The organism is Rhizobium sp. BK591 (genome assembly GCF_014195045.1).
GTDB lineage: Bacteria > Pseudomonadota > Alphaproteobacteria > Rhizobiales > Rhizobiaceae > Rhizobium > Rhizobium anhuiense.
Map to the genome: position 1 here is coordinate 1,266,065 of NZ_JACIAZ010000001.1, position 16,038 is coordinate 1,282,102.

Genomic DNA, 16,038 nt, shown 5'->3' on the forward strand with positions numbered 1-16,038 from the left:
TGAAAACGGCGGGGAAATCCCCGCCGTTTCGATCTTATCTCGGAAAGGCCGGCTTACGCCATGGCCTTCTGGAGGTTCTGGTCGATCTTGTCGAGGAAGGCGGTGGTGGACAGCCACGGCTGGTCGGGGCCGATCAAGAGCGCCAGATCCTTGGTCATGAAACCGGATTCGACGGTATCGACGCAGACCTTTTCGAGCGTTGCGGCAAAGCGGGCAAGCTCGGCATTGTCGTCGAGCTTGGCGCGATGCGCCAGGCCACGGGTCCAGGCAAAGATCGAGGCGATCGAGTTCGTCGAGGTTTCCTGGCCCTTCTGGTGCTGGCGATAGTGGCGGGTGACGGTGCCGTGAGCGGCTTCGGCTTCGACCGTCTTGCCATCGGGGGTCAGCAGCACCGAGGTCATCAGGCCGAGCGAACCGAAGCCCTGGGCGACGGTGTCGGACTGGACGTCGCCGTCATAGTTCTTGCAGGCCCAGACGTAGCCACCGGACCACTTCAGCGCCGAGGCGACCATGTCGTCGATCAGGCGGTGTTCGTAGGTGATGCCGGCTTCCTTGAACTGATCCTTGAACTCGGTCTCGAAGACTTCCTCGAAGATGTCCTTGAAGCGGCCGTCATAGGCCTTGAGAATGGTGTTCTTGGTGGAGAGATAGACCGGCCACTTGCGCATCAGCCCGTACATCATCGAGGCGCGGGCGAATTCGCGGATCGATTCGTCGAGATTGTACATGGCCATGGCGACGCCGGCGCCCGGTGCGTTGAACACTTCCTTCTCGATGACGGTGCCGTCCTCGCCGACGAACTTGATCGTCAGCTTGCCCTTGCCGGGGAATTTGAAGTCGGTGGCGCGGTACTGGTCGCCGAAAGCGTGGCGGCCGACGACGATCGGCTGCGTCCAGCCGGGAACCAGGCGCGGCACGTTGCGGCAAATGATCGGCTCGCGGAAGATGACGCCGCCGAGGATGTTGCGGATCGTGCCGTTCGGGCTCTTCCACATTTCCTTGAGGTTGAATTCCTTGACGCGGGCTTCATCCGGCGTGATCGTCGCGCACTTGATGCCGACGCCGTACTTCTTGATGGCATTGGCGGCATCGACGGTCACCTGGTCATTGGTGGCGTCGCGGTTTTCGACGGACAGGTCGAAATAGTCGATGTCGAGATCGAGATACGGATGGATCAGCTTGTCCTTGATGAGCTGCCAGATGATGCGCGTCATTTCATCGCCGTCGAGATCGGCGACGGGATTGGCGACCTTGATCTTGTTCATGTATCTGCCTCGTTCGAGCTTGAAGGGGGACGGGGTCCCGGGTGGGTGACGTGATGAGGAGCGCTATAGCATTGTGAACCGGGAACGCAAAGCTGCAACGGGTTCTGCAATGCGTTTTTGCTGCATTGCCAAGTGCCGGAATTCGGCTAGTGTCCGCCTTGATTTGCCGCCCCTCGGATATTCGACCATGAAGACAATCGCCGTTGTTATCGCAAGCCTTATCGCCTTTTCCGGCATCGGCCATGCCGCCGATGTCACCGCCCCCGTGAAGGAGATCATGGACGCGACCAAGAGCAACTGGGCGGACAATAACAGCGACTGGACCGACATCTTCGACGCAAGCCGGCTCGACCATCTTTACAGCCGCGATTTCGTCGCGAGATACCAGGCGGCGGCGCAATTTCCCGCGGTCGACGACGACGGCATATCGCCGTTCGACTACGACGTCATCGTCAACGGCCAGGATGCCTGCCCGCTGCAGGATCTGACGATGGCGGCAGCACCTGTGGTCAACGGGACGGCCGAGGTGACTGTGCGCTTCCAGAAATCCGCCTGCTCCGATGCGCCCGATGCCAAGGACTATACGACCGTTCGTTTCGAAGTGGTCGAAGAAGACGGCAAGCCAGTGATCGACGATATCGTCACCGAGAATATCGAAACGCAGGCCCGTGATTCCCTGAAGGCGACGATGGCGCTGATTGCCAAGGGCCAATAGACGCGCCACATTCGATCGATGCCGAAGGATTCGAGCCCGGCGAATGTTCCGATCGTTGCCGTGGTTTGATTTCCGCTCTTGCGGCGGTATCTGTCGATCCTTCTGCGGCATGAGGGGCTTTGCATTTGTTTTCCGGTTTTCAGTTCCGCGACTGGCTGCTTGCCAATGATCCGGCGCTTTCGCGCCTGCGCATGGCCTCGCGGGTAACGCTGACGATCATCTTCTCATTTTTAATCCTTCTCGCCATCCATATGTTCATCCTGCCGTTGCCGACGGCGGCTTTCGGCCTCGGCATCGTGCTGTCGATCGAGGGTGGGGTGGCCGTTCGCGACAAGGGCAATACGCGCCAGCTGGTGACGCGGCTCTTCGGTTGCGTCGCAAGCCTTGGCGTCGTCGCCATCGCGGCGGGCCTCGAGGATCGCCGTTTATTCTCCGACCTCGTCTTCCTGGTGGTGATCGCGCTCGCATCGGCCGGGCGGGTGTTCGGGCCGCGCGGTTTTGCGATCGGCATGTTCGCCTTCACCTCCTATTTCATGGGCGCCTATTTCCGGCCTCCGCTGGCCGAGCTGCCTGATGTGGCGATCGGCCCCGTCGTCTCCGTGCTCGTCGGCCATCTGGTGAGAGCCGTATTGTTGCCGGACGACTGGCGGCGCGACCTGCTCCGCTCGCTCGAAAGTGTGCGCGGCCGGATCAACCAGATCCTCTTCAAGCTCGCCGCCCTCGCCGTCGGCGCCGAGATCGGTGAAGCCGACCGGCAGGAACTGCGCCAGCTGGAAGACCGGCTGAAGGAAGTGGTGCTGATGGCCGAAACCTTCATCCCGCGCCCGTCCGGCGGCGTTTTCGATGCCACCGCCGATCCGGCCGCAGAATTGGCGATCCGGCTCTTCGATGCGCATCTGGCCGCCGAGAGCGCAATCGTGCTGAGTTTCCAGAGCCCGCCGCCTTTTGCGCTCATCCATGCCGTAATCGAGGCCGATAGCACGGAACTTGCAAGATTTGCGGAGATGGCCGAAGCCATCAAGGACCAGCCGCAAGGCGAAACCGTGCGGGCGCTGCTCTGGCTCGGCGAGGCGCGGCAGCAGTTGACACAGGCGATCGGCGAGGGGCAGACCTCGGGATGCTCCGGCATCGACGCCGTCAAGGATACTGTGCTGCCTGAGAAGATCGACTTTTCCTTTGCCAATCCCCTGCTTCGCTCGGCGCTGCAGATCACGCTCGCCTCAGCGCTTGCCATGGCTTTTGGCCTGGCTCTCTCGCGCGAGCGCTGGTTCTGGGCGGTGCTTGCCGCCTTCCTCGTTTTCACCAACACCAATTCGCGCGGCGATACGGCGATGAAAGCGCTGTCGCGTTCGCTCGGCACCGTGTTCGGGATCGCCATCGGGCTTGTGCTGGCGACGCTGATTTCGGGCGAGCCTGATATCGCCATTCCGATCGCCGCCGTCTGCATCTTTCTCGCCTTCTATTTCCTGCAGGTTTCCTATGCGACGATGACCTTCTTCATCTCGATCGTGCTCTGCCTGGTCTACGGCATGACCGGCGTGCTGACGCTCGATCTGTTGAAGCTGCGCATCGGCGAAACCATGATCGGGGCGGCGGCCGGAACGGCGGTCGCCTTCATCGTCTTCCCCACGCGCACGCGCGGGGCGCTCGATGCCGCACTTGCCCGCTGGTTTCAGGCGTTGCGCGAGCTGCTTGGCGCGATCGGCGAGGGCAAGAGCGGTTTCGACCTGATCCGGTTGTCGCAGAAGATCGATGGCTGCTACCGCGACGTGACGGTGGCGGCGCGGCCGCTCGGCTCGTCCTGGTCGGTGGTGACGCGGCCGGGCCAGATCCGCCAGACGCTGGCGATCTTCCTCTCCTGCACCTATTGGGCGCGTATCCTGGCGAAGAGTTATGACGCGCCGGCCGCTGACGACAATCTGAAGACGCTGATTGCGGCGGATCTGGCGCTGATCGACAATGCGGCCCGGCGCGGCTCGAGCTGTTTCCTCATCAAGCGCAAGGCGTCGCGGACAACTGGCCGGCACCTGCCGCTGTCGCGCGAGGGCGCGAAACTTGGGCTCGAAATGATCGGTTCGGCGCTGGAAAGGCTCTATCCCGCTGCAGACGTCTTGCCGTTTGCAGCGGGCGAGGCTATTGCGCGCTCGAAACAGGGATAGGACCATGGCAGGTACGAACAGCGAGCGTCAACTTCTGGCCGAAGGCCCGGCCATCATTCTGGTCGAGCCGCAGATGGGCGAGAATATCGGCATGGTGGCGCGCGCCATGGCGAATTTCGGCCTTGCCGAACTGCGCCTGGTCAATCCACGCGATGGCTGGCCGAACGAAAAGGCGCTGGCGACCGCTTCCAAAGCCGATCACGTGATCGAGGCGACCAAGGTCTACGACACGCTGGAGCAGGCGGTTGCCGATCTTAATTTTGTCTATGCGACGACGGCGCGCGAGCGCGACGGCTACAAGCCGGTGCGCTCGCCCGTCATCGCCGCCGAGACACTGCGGGCGAGGTTCCGCGCCGGCGAGGGCACCGGCATCCTCTTCGGGCGCGAGCGCTGGGGGCTGACCAACGAGGAGGTGGCGCTTGCCGACGAAATCGTCACCTTTCCCGTCAATCCCGCCTTTGCCTCGCTGAACATTGCCCAGGCCGTGCTGCTGATGTCCTATGAATGGATGAAATCCGGCATGGAGGATCTCGGCGCCGTGCCGTTCCAGGCGATGGGGCAGACGCCTTCGACCAAGGAACAGCTTTTCGGCCTGTTCGACCAGTTGGAAGAGGCGCTCGATGCCCGCGGTTATTTCCATCCTGCCGGGAAAAAGCCGAAAATGGTCGACAATCTGCGCGCTGTCTTATCCCGCCGGGCTTTCACGGAGCAGGAAATCAGCGTGTTGCGCGGCGTCATCTCCTCCCTCGACCGCTTCTCGCGCAAGAGCCCGCGCGGAGGTCGGTTCCCGCCAGCGGCCAAGGAAACACCGCCCGATGACAGCGACGACGCGTGAGCTGAAACCTATTCTTCTCTTCGATTCCGGCATCGGCGGGCTGACCGTCTTGCGCGAGGCGCGCGTGCTGATGCCGGAACGCGGCTTCATCTATGTCGCCGACGATGCCGGCTTTCCCTATGGCGGCTGGGAGGAGCAGGCGCTGAAGGAGCGGATCATCGGACTTTTCGGCAAACTGTTGGCGGATCACGATCCCGAAGTCTGCATCATCGCCTGCAACACAGCCTTCACGCTTGTTGGTGCCGATCTGCGCGCCGCCTTTCCGCAGATGACCTTCGTCGGCACCGTGCCGGCAATCAAGCCGGCGGCGGAGCGCACGCGGTCGGGCCTGGTCTCGGTGCTCGCCACTCCCGGCACCGTGAAGCGAGCCTATACGCGCGACCTCATCCAGTCCTTCGCCCAGCAATGCCACGTCCGCCTCGTCGGCTCGGAGAACCTTGCGCGCATGGCGGAGGCTTATATTCGTGGTGACGCCGTCTCCGACGAGGCCGTGCTTGGCGAAATCGACCAATGCTTCGTCGAGAAGGACGGTCGGAAAACCGATATCGTCGTGCTCGCCTGCACACATTATCCTTTCATGGCCAATCTCTTCCGCCGGCTTGCGCCCTGGCCGGTCGACTGGCTCGACCCCGCCGAGGCGATCGCGCGCCGCGCCCGCACGCTGGTGCCGCTGGTCGCCGATGCCGTACACCCGGACAATTTCGACTTCGCGGTCTTCACCTCCGGCCAACAGGATTTCGCCACGCGGCGGCTGATGCAGGGCTTCGGCTTGCGGGCGTAGCGTGGCGACGGAATGTAGGATCGCGGCGATGGATCCTCTTCTCGGGTGAGCCGGGAATTGTCCTGTGGGTTGGCGAAATCCGGCCCTGAAAGATAGCGCATTCTTTGATAGACGGGGCGATGCCGTTTCGGAAGAATGGCGCTTCGTTCATGTGAGTCTCTTCGCCGCGAGGATCAGCATTGCAGGTTGGCATCGATATGGGATTGGCGTCCGGCAGCCCGGCGACGCTCGATATCGAGGAGCTGCTGGCGACCCGTCTGCTCGTGCAGGGCAATTCCGGATCGGGCAAGTCGCATCTGCTGCGCCGCCTGCTCGAGCAATCGGCGCAATGGGTGCAGCAGGTCATCATCGATCCTGAAGGTGATTTCGTCACGCTCAGCGACAGGTTCGGCCATGTCGTCGTCGACGGTGAACGGACCGAGGCGGAATTGGCGGGCATTGCCAACCGTATCCGTCAGCATCGCGTTTCCTGTGTGCTGACGCTCGAAGGCCTCGATATCGAGCAGCAGATGCGCGCTGCCGCCGCTTTCCTCAATGGCATGTTCGATGCCGATCGCGAATATTGGTATCCGGTTCTCGTCGTCGTCGATGAGGCGCAGATGTTTGCGCCGTCGGTCGGCGGCGATGTCTCGGAAGATGCGCGCAAGATGTCACTTGGCGCGATGACTAACCTGATGTGCCGCGGACGCAAGCGTGGTCTTGCCGGCGTGATCGCGACGCAGCGGCTGGCCAAGCTCGCCAAGAACGTCGCCGCCGAGGCCTCGAACTTCCTGATGGGCCGCACCTTCCTCGATATCGACATGGCGCGCGCCGCCGACCTGCTCGGGATGGATCGGCGCCAGGCCGAGATGTTCCGCGACCTGAAGCGTGGCAATTTCGTCGCTCTCGGACCGGCGCTGTCGCGCCGGCCGCTGCCGATCCAGATCGGAGCGGTGGAGACTTCGGCGCGCTCGTCCAGCCCGAAGCTGATGCCGCTGCCGGATGCGCCTCAGGATGTCGAGGACCTGATCTTCACGCCCGATCCGGAAGAATTCCAGCGCCCGCCCATGCGCCGCGCTGCGCCGGCGCCGCGGCCGACGACCGACATTCTCGCCGAACTCTCGCGCTCGACGCCGGCAGCCTCGGCCGCACCTGCCGAGGCGAGGGCGAGCCAGGTGGAGGTCTCGGCCGAGGAGCGGGAGGAGCGCCTTGCCGGAGTGCTTGCCGAAATCCTCGACGATCCCACCTCCGGTTTCCGCACCGATTCGGTGCTTTACCAGGATTTTCTCGTGCGGCTGCGCATGCGCCGTGTGCCGGGACCACCGATCGCCCTGCCGGATTTCCGCCGGCGCGTGGCGATCTCGCGCTCGGGCGTTGATGCGGAAACGGCCGCGAGCGATGCCTGGGCAACGGCGCTGTCGCTGTCGTCAGGCGTCACCGACGATCTGCAGGGTGTCTTCCTGATGCTCGCCAAGGCCGCCGTCTGCGGCGAACCGTGCCCGTCGGACGCCCGGATCGCCCGCGCCTACGGCACCCATTCCGCCCGCCGCGCCCGCCGCCTGCTTGGCTATTTCGAGGAGCAGGGTATTGTCGTCGTGCACACGGATTTCTCTGGCAAGCGCATCGTCGCTTTTCCCGATATGAACTGCCAGACCGCACCTGGCGACGCCAACGCGCCTGATACAGGCGGCGACCAGCCGTTGGCGGCAGAATAGTGGCGCGTTCAGGCTGTGCCGCTGTTGACATTTTCATGACGGCCCTCTAAAGACCGCCACAAGCACCGGGCAGCAATGCCCGGTGTTTCATTTGACATGTCCCGTGGATCGTTTCTGTTCGCTAACCGAAACATCCTGTCAGATCTCGGCAGAGATCAGAGGAGGGCGTGTTTCCTTCGTGCGGTTTGGTAACAAATCGTCATAAACCTTTGAAAGGAAATACGATGAGCAAGCGCGAATCGTCCAAGTACAAAATTGACCGCCGTATGGGCGAAAATATCTGGGGCCGTCCGAAGTCCCCGGTGAACCGCCGCGAATACGGCCCGGGCCAGCACGGCCAGCGCCGCAAGGGCAAGCTTTCGGACTTCGGTGTGCAGCTGCGCGCCAAGCAGAAGCTCAAGGGCTACTACGGCGACCTGCGCGAAAAGCAGTTCCGCGCGATCTTCGCCGAAGCTGATCGCCGCAAGGGCGACACCTCTGAAAACCTGATCGGCCTGTTGGAATCGCGTCTGGACGCCATCGTCTATCGCGCCAAGTTCGTCCCGACGGTCTTTGCTGCCCGTCAGTTCGTCAACCATGGCCACGTCACCGTCAACGGCGTTCGCGTCAACATCGGTTCCTACCGTTGCAAGGCCGGCGACGTCATCGAAGTTCGCGAAAAGTCGAAGCAGCTGGTGACCGTTCTGGAAGCCGTCAGCCTCGCAGAGCGCGACGTTCCCGACTATATCGAAGTCGATCACAACAAGATGGTCGCAACCTTCGGCCGCGTTCCGACGCTCAGCGACGTTCCGTTCCCGGTCGTCATGGAACCGCATCTGGTCGTCGAATTCTATTCGCGTTAATGCCTTCGTCTCGCAGTCGAAACCGATTGCGAGACAACAGCATGCGCCGATATATGGAAAGCCGCTCTTTCGAGCGGCTTTTTTGCGATCTGGAGAGAAGCGATGGCAGATTTGCAGGCGACCCTCGATAGCATCTACGCCGATATCCAGCCGCGGATCGGCGAGGGCAAGGTCGCGGACTATATTCCCGAGCTCGCCAAGGTCGATCCGAAGCAGTTCGGCATGGCGATCGTCACCGTCGACGGCAAGGTTTACCGTGTCGGCGATGCCGATACTGCCTTTTCGATCCAGAGCATATCGAAGGTGTTCATGCTGACGCTGGCGCTCGGCAAGGTCGGCGAGGGACTGTGGAAGCGGGTCGGGCGCGAGCCCTCGGGATCGGCTTTCAACTCGATCGTCCAGCTCGAGCACGAGAGCGGCATCCCGCGCAATCCCTTCATCAATGCCGGCGCGATCGCCGTCAGCGACGTCGTCATGGCCGGCCATGCGCCGCGCGAGGCAATCGGCGAGCTGCTGCGCTTCGTGCGTTATCTCGCCGATGACGAGTCGATCACCATCGACGACAAGGTGGCGCGTTCGGAGACGCAGACGGGCTATCGCAATTTCGCGCTCGCCAACTTCATGCGCGCCTATCGCAATCTCGACCATCCCGTCGATCATGTGCTCGGCGTTTATTTCCATCAATGCGCGCTGTCGATGACTTGTGAGCAGCTCGCCCGCGCCGGGCTGTTCCTGGCGGCGCGCGGCAGCAATCCGACGACCGGCCATTCGGTGGTCTCGCCGAAGCGGGCGCGGCGCATCAATGCGCTGATGTTGACCTGCGGCCATTACGATGGCTCGGGTGACTTCGCCTATCATGTCGGCCTGCCCGGCAAGAGCGGTGTCGGCGGCGGCATCTTCGCTGTGGCGCCCGGCATTGCTTCGATCGCGGTGTGGTCGCCGGGGCTGAACAAGGTCGGTAATTCGCAACTCGGCGCCGCGGCGCTGGAAATGCTCGCGGCCCGCACCGGCTGGTCGGTTTTCGGCGATTGACGCTGTGTTGCCAGACGGGTTTCTGCTAGAGCAAGTGTGGAATTTCTGTAGGACGAAGCAATGAATATCGCAGCCAATATCGCCGATGAGTTGGAGAGTGGCGAGGCCGACACCGGCGGCCATGCGCTGTGTGCCGATGCGCCGCGTTCCGTCTCCTTCAACAAGCTGCGCAAGCGCTTGCTGCGGCAGGTGCGCCAGGCCTTCGACGATTTCGACATGCTGAAGGGCCAGAAGCGCTGGCTGGTCGGCCTTTCCGGCGGCAAGGATTCCTACGGGCTGCTGGCCTTGCTGCTCGATCTCAAATGGCGCGGCTTGCTGCCGGTGGAGCTCATCGCCTGCAATCTCGATCAGGGACAGCCGAATTTCCCGAAGCACGTGCTGCCGGATTATCTGAAAAAGATCGGCGTTCGGCATCGGATCGAGTATCGCGATACCTATTCGATCGTGAAGGAGAAGGTGCCGGAAGGCGCCACCTACTGCTCACTCTGTTCGCGGCTGCGGCGCGGCAATCTCTACCGCGTCGCGCGGGAAGAGGGCTGCGATGCGCTGGTGCTCGGTCACCACCGCGAAGACATTCTCGAAACCTTCTTCATGAATTTCTTCCATGGCGGGCGGCTCGCCTCGATGCCGGCCAAGCTTCTGAACGACGAGGGCGACCTGATGGTGCTCCGGCCGCTTGCCTATGCCGCTGAGGAAGACCTCGCGAAATTCGCTGTCGCGATGCAGTTTCCGATCATCCCCTGCGATCTGTGCGGCTCGCAGGACGGGCTGCAGCGCAATGCGATGAAGGATATGCTCTCCGATATCGAACGGCGCATGCCGGGACGCAAGGACACGATGCTGCGGGCGCTTTCGCATGTGAACCCTTCACATCTGCTCGATCCGAAACTCTTCGACTTTTCCACCCTTGCTGTCACCGACCCGTCATGAATGACCGGCTAAGCAGGCGGCTCATGTATGACGGACAGGATTTCGCATGACTATTTCTGACAAGGACATTCTCTTTCTCGGTGATTGCATCCGGGAGGCGGCGCGTGCCGATATCATGCCGCGTTTCCGCAATCTCGGCGATGCCGATGTTTCGGAAAAGACTTCGGCAATCGATCTGGTGACACAGGCGGATCTACTTGCCGAACACAGGATCACCGCGGCGCTAAGGGAGCGCTTTCCTCAAGCCCTCATCGTTGGCGAAGAGGCTTATGATGCCGATCGATCCGTCGTGCCGGCCCTTGCCGATGCCGAGCTTGCCTTCGTCATCGACCCTGTCGACGGGACGTTCAATTTTGCCGCCGGGCTTCCCGTCTTCGGGACGATGCTGGCGGTGACGGTCAGGGGCGAAACGGTCGCCGGCATCATTCACGATCCCGTTCTCGGCGACACCGTGACGGCGATCAAGGGTGCCGGCACGTTGCTGACGCGCCGGGACGGGCAGTCGACAAAGCTGAAGGTGGCCGAGCCTGCTAGCCTGAACCAGATGGTCGGCGGCCTCTCATGGGGCCACATGGACGACCCGGATCGCGCGCGCATCTGCGCCAACATGGCGAAGATCCGGATGACCTTCTCCTTCAATTGCTCGGCCTACGAATATTGGATGGTCGCTTCCGGCAAAATGCACTTCATCGGCCATGCGAAGCTGATGCCCTGGGACCACCTGGCCGGCGTGCTCGCGCATCAGGAGGCCGGCGGCCATACGGCGAAATTCGACGGCACACCCTATCGCCCCGGCGAGACGACGGGCGGCATCATCTCCGCACCCGATCGGGAAAGCTGGCAGCTGATCCGACGTGAGATCGTCGGCATTTGATGTGGGACCCTTCCCGAAAGGCCGGACCGAAAGGATTTGACATGACTTCGACCGTTGACGTGACCGTTCTTGCCGATCTGCTGCGCCGCGCGGCGAAGGCGGAGATCCTGCCGCGCTTCCGCCGGCTCGGCCAGGGCGACGTGCGCGCGAAGAGCGAGGCGACCGATCTCGTCACCGAGGCGGATGAACAGGCCGAGCGGATGATCAAGGCGGAAGCTCAGCGGCTCTGGCCGAGTGCGCTGTTCCTCGGCGAGGAATCGGTCGCGGCCGCGCCTGATTTGCTCTACGGGCTCGAAGATGCCGGTCTCGCGATCGTCGTCGATCCGGTCGACGGTACGTTCAACTTCGCCTCCGGTATTCCGGCTTTCGGCGTCATGGCCTCTGTCGTCTCGGCCGGCGAGACGGTTGCCGGTATCATCTACGATCCGATGGGCGACGACTGGGTGATGGCGGAAAAGGGCGGCGGCGCCTGGCTGCGCCGGCCGGACGGCGAAGCGCAGCGGCTCGCGGTTGCAGAGCCGGTTGCGCTCGACCAGATGGTCGGCATGGCCTCGACCGGCTACCTGCCGCAGGAGAAGCGGGCGGAGATTCTCGGCAATCTGGCCAAGGTGCGTTTCCTCACCAATTACCGCTGCGCGGCCCAAGAATACCGCACCTTTGCCGGCGGCCATGTGCATTACCTGATGTACAACAAGCTGATGCCCTGGGATCATCTTGCCGGCACGCTGATCTCGCAGGAGGCCGGTGCCTATGCGGCGCGCTTCGACGGCTCGCCCTACCAGCCGCATCACCTCGACGGCGGTCTGCTGATTGCGCCCGACAAGGCCTCGTGGAACGTGCTACGGCGTGAGGTTTTCACGGTCTGAAAAGCGGTCCGACTGCCGCCTGTTATCCGTAGAACTTTTCCATGAGAAAGTTTTCCAGGCTTTGCCCACGTTTCTCGACGATTTGCTTCGTTATGACGCGGAAGCCTTTTCGCGCAAAAAACGGCCGGGCAGTTCGGCTGGCTTCGGTATAAATTCGGCTGAACCCCAGTTTCAGAGCTTCGTCCTCGATCCTACTCAACAGCCGGCTTGCTATTCCAAGCCCTTGAAATTCGGGATGCACAAACATCATGTCCAGGCACCCGTCGCCGGTCAGGTCGGAAAACCCAACAGGCTGTCCGTCAAATTCTGCGATCCAGGCAGGCCTGCTTATCCTTCGCTCTGCCCATAGTCCGCGATCTTCCACCTTTGCCCAAGCCTGGATCTGTGCGGGTGAGTAGTCTTTCGACGAGACCTCTCGAATCGCACGCAGAAAAATTTCAATCGTCGCGTCCACGTCGCCGGGCGCGTAAGACCTGATCAGAATTCGGTCGTCCATAGAGGATGCCCTTCGCGCACTGCCGCGCCAATCCGATGGCTTGAACCATCAATCAAATGACTACTGCTATCCCGTTATAGGGCAGCGAGAATGTACTCCCACGCCAGTCGTCCCAATTTGGCGTCGGCTGTCTCACTTCCACCGTGAGCACGCAGCGATGATCGGGGAGTCGTTTCACCCGGCAGCAAAATGCGATGGCCCGCATCTTCTCCCAACACAAGCTGGGTGAGTAGGCCCGAAGATGCGCGCCGGCGAACAATTGCTGCGGCAAATTCGTCTGACGGCCAAAGCGCATCATCGCCTCCTGCCACAAGCAGAATTTCGGCAGTTGTTTTCTCCAAAGGGATAGTTGCTAGTTCGATCTCAGACTCGTGCACTTGAAGACATCGTTCGAACAGGCCCCGGTAGGCAACGAGCCCGTCTCGGTATTCCTGCACCCATTCAGGGTCGGACGATACAAAGGGAAGCGGTGTCCCTCGCAACGTCCAGGATGAGCGTTCCGGCCAGCTGATGCCGTCAAGCCCCGGACCAATATTTCCCCATACGACCGAAGAAGGGCTCATTGCGATGACGGCGCTGATGCGTGGATCATGTACCGCCGTGAGCAGCGCGGCTTCGGCGCCTTTCGATGTCCCCACCAAGACGATACGTCTGCAGCCGAGCTCCATCAAATAATCGGTGGCGGCGAAGAAGATTTCCAGCGGCACCTCGCAAATACCTGGCACCTGGCCTTCGCCGCCGAACCACCGAAGCGCGATTACCGTTGCCCCTTGGCTGGCAAACAACCTGGCACGGGCCACATCGACCCGACCACTGGAGCCGCCGAGTACCACAACGCCAGTGGCGGTATTTGTTTTGGCTTGAAATATCCCACCCTGCAATGGCGGGGGGAGATGTTGATATTCTACATCCAAAACTGAGCTCCTTGTTCCAAGGGCATCCAGATTTAGGAACGTGCCGAGTTTGTTATTTAAATGCAATGCCGCCGGGACCGAACCACCCAGCAGCTCGCACTTCAAAAGTGGGCCGCACCCGGATCGAGCTGCGGGCTGTCGCCGGGGTGGGTGAAGAGCTTGCCGTTCTCCGCCCAAAGGGTGGCTGCGATCGTCACCGCGCCGAAGAGCGCGAAGCCGCCGAAGAGCGGCTGCACCGTGCCGTTGAACATCTGACCGACCAGGCCGCCGAGGATGGCGCCGAAGGTCGTCGAGACGAAACCGGTGATGGCGGTGGCCGTGCCCGCGAGATTGCCCATCGGCTCGAGGCTGATGGCGGTGAAATTAGTGGCGATCAGGGCAAACATCATCAGCACGATGGTGAAGATGCCGTAGGCGATGGCGAAATCCGGCTTGCCGGCCAGCGAATAGAAGAAGCCGACAGCCGACAGTGCCGTGAAAATCAGCAGGGCGGCGTGCGAGATGCGGCGCATGCCGAATTTGCGCACGAAGAAGCCGTTGGCGAAATTGGCGACGGCGATGCCGCCTGCGGTGGCCGCAAAGGCGATCGGCAACCAGTCGCCAAGGCCATAGACTTCACCGAAGACCTGCTGCACCGAGATCACATAGGCGCTGATGACGCCGGTGAACATGGTGAGGCCGATCATGTAGCCGCAGGTGATACGGTTCGTGAGCACGGTCTTGAAGCCATCCCCGACAGAGGCAACCGACAGCGGCAGCCGCTCTTCCGGCGGCAGCGATTCCTTCAACCGCAGAAGAGCCCAGACGAACAGGATGGCGGCGATGATGCCGAGCAGGATGAAGATCCAGTGCCAGTTGGCATAGAGGATGATGAGCTGGCCGACGGAAGGCGCAACGATCGGCACGATCATGAAGACGATCATGACATAAGACATGACGCGCGCCATTTCGCGGCCGCCGAAGCAGTCGCGGACGATGGCCATGGTGGTGATGCGCACGGCCGCACCGCCGATGCCCTGGACGAAACGCATGACGAGCAGCATTTCGAAACTGCCGGTCGCTGCGGCGGCAAACATTCCGACAATATAGCAGGCCAGGCCGCCGAGCAGGATGTTGCGGCGGCCGAACGTATCCGAAAGGCTGCCGAAGAATATCTGTGAGACGCCGAAGCCTAAGAAGAACACGCCGATGATCAGCTGCGCGTCGTTGGTATTGGTGACGCCGAGGGAATGGCCGATATTGGGCAATGCCGGCAGCATGCTGTCGATCGCCATGGCGACGCTGGCGGTCATGATGGCGATGGTGACGACGAATTCGCCAAAGCCCATGCCGATGCGGCGAGAGCCTTGGTTTTCCTGGTGCGGTTTATGCGGCGGCGTCATGTGGTGAAATCCCGGATGCGAATGAGGCCGGCCGTTCAGACGGCTGGGTTCTGCGATTGGAAGAGGCGGCCCTTCTCGGCGATCAGCACGAAGACCAGGCCGACGATCGACACGGCGAAATAACCGGCGACCATCGGCAGTGCCGTGCCGTCGAAGGCCTGGCCGATGCCGGCGCCGATGATGGCGCCGCCGACCGTGCTCATGAAGCCGAGGACGGAGGAGGCGGTGCCGGCGACGTGGCCGAGCGGTTCCATGGCGAGCGAATTGAAGTTCGAGCCGATCCAGCCAAACTGGAACATGGCAAGGCCGAAGAAGGAGATGAACAGGGCAAACGGCATCGGCTCGGTGCTGGCCATCTGGACGATCAGCCAGATGGTGTTGATGGCAATGAAGCCGAGCAGCGAGCCGTGCGACAGGCGGCGCATGCCGAGCTTGCCGACGAAGCGGGAATTGAAGAAGGACGACAAAGACATGAAGATCGCCACGCCGGCGAAGGCGAAGGGAAAATAGACGCCGAGATCGTAGATGCCGACATAGACCTGCTGGGCGGAATTGATGAAGCCGAACAGGGCGCCGAAGATGAAGGTGCTGGCGATGGTGTAGCACAGCGCCACGCGATTGGTCAGCACCAGCTTGAAGGCTCCGAAGATCGAGCGGGCGGTAAAGGGGCGGACATTGCCGGGATGCAGGGTTTCCGGCAGACGGAGATAGGCCCAGACGGCGATAGCAGTCGCCATCGCGGCGATGAACAGGAAGATCAGGTGCCAGTTACCGAAGAACATGACGATCTGACCGGTGCCGGGCGCAATCACTGGCACGATCATGAAAACCATCATGATCAGCGACATGACTTCGGCCATCTGCCGGCCGCCATAGATATCGCGAACGACGGAGACGGTGATGACGCGGGTTGCGGCGGAGCCGACGCCCTGGATGAAACGCAGGGCGAGCAAGCCAGCAAAGGACGGAACGAAGACGATACTGATGGCGGACAGGATATAGATGACGAGGCCGATCAGAAGCGGCGTGCGGCGGCCGAAACGGTCGGAGAGCGGACCGTAAAACAACTGGGCGCAGCCGAAGCCGAGCAGGTAGGTGGAGACGACGAACTGACGATGATTTTCGCTCTCGACGCCGAGGCTCGCGCCGATCTGCTGCAAGGCCGGCAGCATGATATCGATCGCCAGCGAATTGACGGCCATCAGGAAGGCAGCAAGCGCGATGAATTCTCGCTTGCCCATGGGCAGGCGGCC

15 protein-coding genes are annotated in these 16,038 nt (G+C 61.9%); 10 read left to right on the forward strand and 5 right to left on the reverse strand.

All coding sequences use genetic code 11. The features are described from left to right. Window positions 1–53 precede the first annotated feature (53 nt). Window positions 54–1,265: an NADP-dependent isocitrate dehydrogenase gene (locus FHX10_RS06095; RefSeq protein WP_028756198.1), complete on the reverse strand. Its 1,212-nt coding sequence runs from the start codon at window positions 1,263–1,265 to the stop codon at window positions 54–56. A gap of 187 nt (window positions 1,266–1,452) precedes the next feature. Between FHX10_RS06095 and FHX10_RS06100 the strand changes: the two genes are divergently transcribed. The 10 genes from FHX10_RS06100 to FHX10_RS06145 all read left to right on the forward strand — a co-directional run bounded on the left by FHX10_RS06100 (window position 1,453) and on the right by FHX10_RS06145 (window position 11,993). After that, on the forward strand, window positions 1,453–1,980 hold the full coding sequence (locus FHX10_RS06100; RefSeq protein ID WP_028756199.1) for a hypothetical protein: 528 nt from the start codon (window positions 1,453–1,455) through the stop codon (window positions 1,978–1,980). Between the two features lie 119 nt (window positions 1,981–2,099). After that, complete coding sequence (locus FHX10_RS06105; protein ID WP_097622383.1) at window positions 2,100–4,139, forward strand: FUSC family protein; 2,040 nt, start codon at window positions 2,100–2,102, stop codon at window positions 4,137–4,139. Between the two features lie 4 nt (window positions 4,140–4,143). Then, complete coding sequence (locus FHX10_RS06110) at window positions 4,144–4,974, forward strand: RNA methyltransferase (protein WP_028756200.1); 831 nt, start codon at window positions 4,144–4,146, stop codon at window positions 4,972–4,974. Beyond that, on the forward strand, window positions 4,955–5,755 hold the full coding sequence (murI, locus tag FHX10_RS06115) for a glutamate racemase (protein WP_028756201.1): 801 nt from the start codon (window positions 4,955–4,957) through the stop codon (window positions 5,753–5,755). The genes FHX10_RS06110 and murI overlap by 20 nt, the downstream gene beginning before the upstream one ends. A gap of 179 nt (window positions 5,756–5,934) precedes the next feature. Continuing rightward, window positions 5,935–7,449, forward strand: coding sequence for an ATP-binding protein (locus tag FHX10_RS06120; protein WP_028756202.1), 1,515 nt, complete (start codon window positions 5,935–5,937; stop codon window positions 7,447–7,449). Between the two features lie 224 nt (window positions 7,450–7,673). Further along, entirely contained in the window at window positions 7,674–8,291 is a 618-nt protein-coding gene (rpsD, locus tag FHX10_RS06125; RefSeq protein WP_004676212.1) for a 30S ribosomal protein S4, read from the forward strand. Window positions 8,292–8,393: 102 nt separating this feature from the next. Then, window positions 8,394–9,323 carry a glutaminase gene (locus FHX10_RS06130; RefSeq protein ID WP_028758072.1) on the forward strand — a complete coding sequence of 310 codons (930 nt, stop codon included), beginning with the start codon at window positions 8,394–8,396 and terminating at the stop codon, window positions 9,321–9,323. Window positions 9,324–9,383: 60 nt separating this feature from the next. Beyond that, a complete protein-coding gene (gene ttcA, locus FHX10_RS06135; RefSeq protein WP_184389153.1) occupies window positions 9,384–10,253 on the forward strand; it encodes a tRNA 2-thiocytidine(32) synthetase TtcA in 870 nt (289 codons plus the stop codon). 46 nt (window positions 10,254–10,299) lie between these two features. Continuing rightward, complete coding sequence (locus FHX10_RS06140; RefSeq protein WP_184389156.1) at window positions 10,300–11,127, forward strand: inositol monophosphatase family protein; 828 nt, start codon at window positions 10,300–10,302, stop codon at window positions 11,125–11,127. A 41-nt stretch (window positions 11,128–11,168) separates the two neighbouring features. Continuing rightward, entirely contained in the window at window positions 11,169–11,993 is an 825-nt protein-coding gene (locus tag FHX10_RS06145; protein WP_132571906.1) for an inositol monophosphatase family protein, read from the forward strand. A gap of 22 nt (window positions 11,994–12,015) precedes the next feature. On the opposite strand, the gene FHX10_RS06150 is transcribed toward FHX10_RS06145, so the two are convergent. From FHX10_RS06150 to FHX10_RS06165, 4 genes are all read right to left on the reverse strand, one after another. After that, window positions 12,016–12,489, reverse strand: a complete 474-nt coding sequence (locus FHX10_RS06150; protein WP_097594367.1) for a GNAT family N-acetyltransferase — start codon at window positions 12,487–12,489, stop codon at window positions 12,016–12,018. Window positions 12,490–12,563: 74 nt separating this feature from the next. After that, window positions 12,564–13,403, reverse strand: a complete 840-nt coding sequence (locus FHX10_RS06155) for an acyl-CoA thioester hydrolase/BAAT C-terminal domain-containing protein (RefSeq protein ID WP_132571903.1) — start codon at window positions 13,401–13,403, stop codon at window positions 12,564–12,566. A gap of 101 nt (window positions 13,404–13,504) precedes the next feature. Continuing rightward, window positions 13,505–14,785, reverse strand: a complete 1,281-nt coding sequence (locus FHX10_RS06160) for a multidrug effflux MFS transporter (protein WP_028758066.1) — start codon at window positions 14,783–14,785, stop codon at window positions 13,505–13,507. 35 nt (window positions 14,786–14,820) lie between these two features. Next, window positions 14,821–16,026: a multidrug effflux MFS transporter gene (locus FHX10_RS06165; protein ID WP_132573276.1), complete on the reverse strand. Its 1,206-nt coding sequence runs from the start codon at window positions 16,024–16,026 to the stop codon at window positions 14,821–14,823. Window positions 16,027–16,038: the final 12 nt, after the last annotated feature.

Coding starts and splice junctions, on each gene's coding strand:
- ttcA (WP_184389153.1), top strand. CDS start 9,384: ATGAATATCGCAGCCAATATCGCCGATGAGTTGGAGAGTGGCGAGGCC.
- FHX10_RS06140 (WP_184389156.1), top strand. CDS start 10,300: ATGACTATTTCTGACAAGGACATTCTCTTTCTCGGTGATTGCATCCGG.
- FHX10_RS06095 (WP_028756198.1), bottom strand. CDS start 1,265: ATGAACAAGATCAAGGTCGCCAATCCCGTCGCCGATCTCGACGGCGAT.
- FHX10_RS06100 (WP_028756199.1), top strand. CDS start 1,453: ATGAAGACAATCGCCGTTGTTATCGCAAGCCTTATCGCCTTTTCCGGC.
- FHX10_RS06165 (WP_132573276.1), bottom strand. CDS start 16,026: ATGGGCAAGCGAGAATTCATCGCGCTTGCTGCCTTCCTGATGGCCGTC.
- FHX10_RS06145 (WP_132571906.1), top strand. CDS start 11,169: ATGACTTCGACCGTTGACGTGACCGTTCTTGCCGATCTGCTGCGCCGC.
- FHX10_RS06150 (WP_097594367.1), bottom strand. CDS start 12,489: ATGGACGACCGAATTCTGATCAGGTCTTACGCGCCCGGCGACGTGGAC.
- rpsD (WP_004676212.1), top strand. CDS start 7,674: ATGAGCAAGCGCGAATCGTCCAAGTACAAAATTGACCGCCGTATGGGC.
- FHX10_RS06130 (WP_028758072.1), top strand. CDS start 8,394: ATGGCAGATTTGCAGGCGACCCTCGATAGCATCTACGCCGATATCCAG.
- FHX10_RS06160 (WP_028758066.1), bottom strand. CDS start 14,785: ATGACGCCGCCGCATAAACCGCACCAGGAAAACCAAGGCTCTCGCCGC.
- FHX10_RS06110 (WP_028756200.1), top strand. CDS start 4,144: ATGGCAGGTACGAACAGCGAGCGTCAACTTCTGGCCGAAGGCCCGGCC.
- murI (WP_028756201.1), top strand. CDS start 4,955: ATGACAGCGACGACGCGTGAGCTGAAACCTATTCTTCTCTTCGATTCC.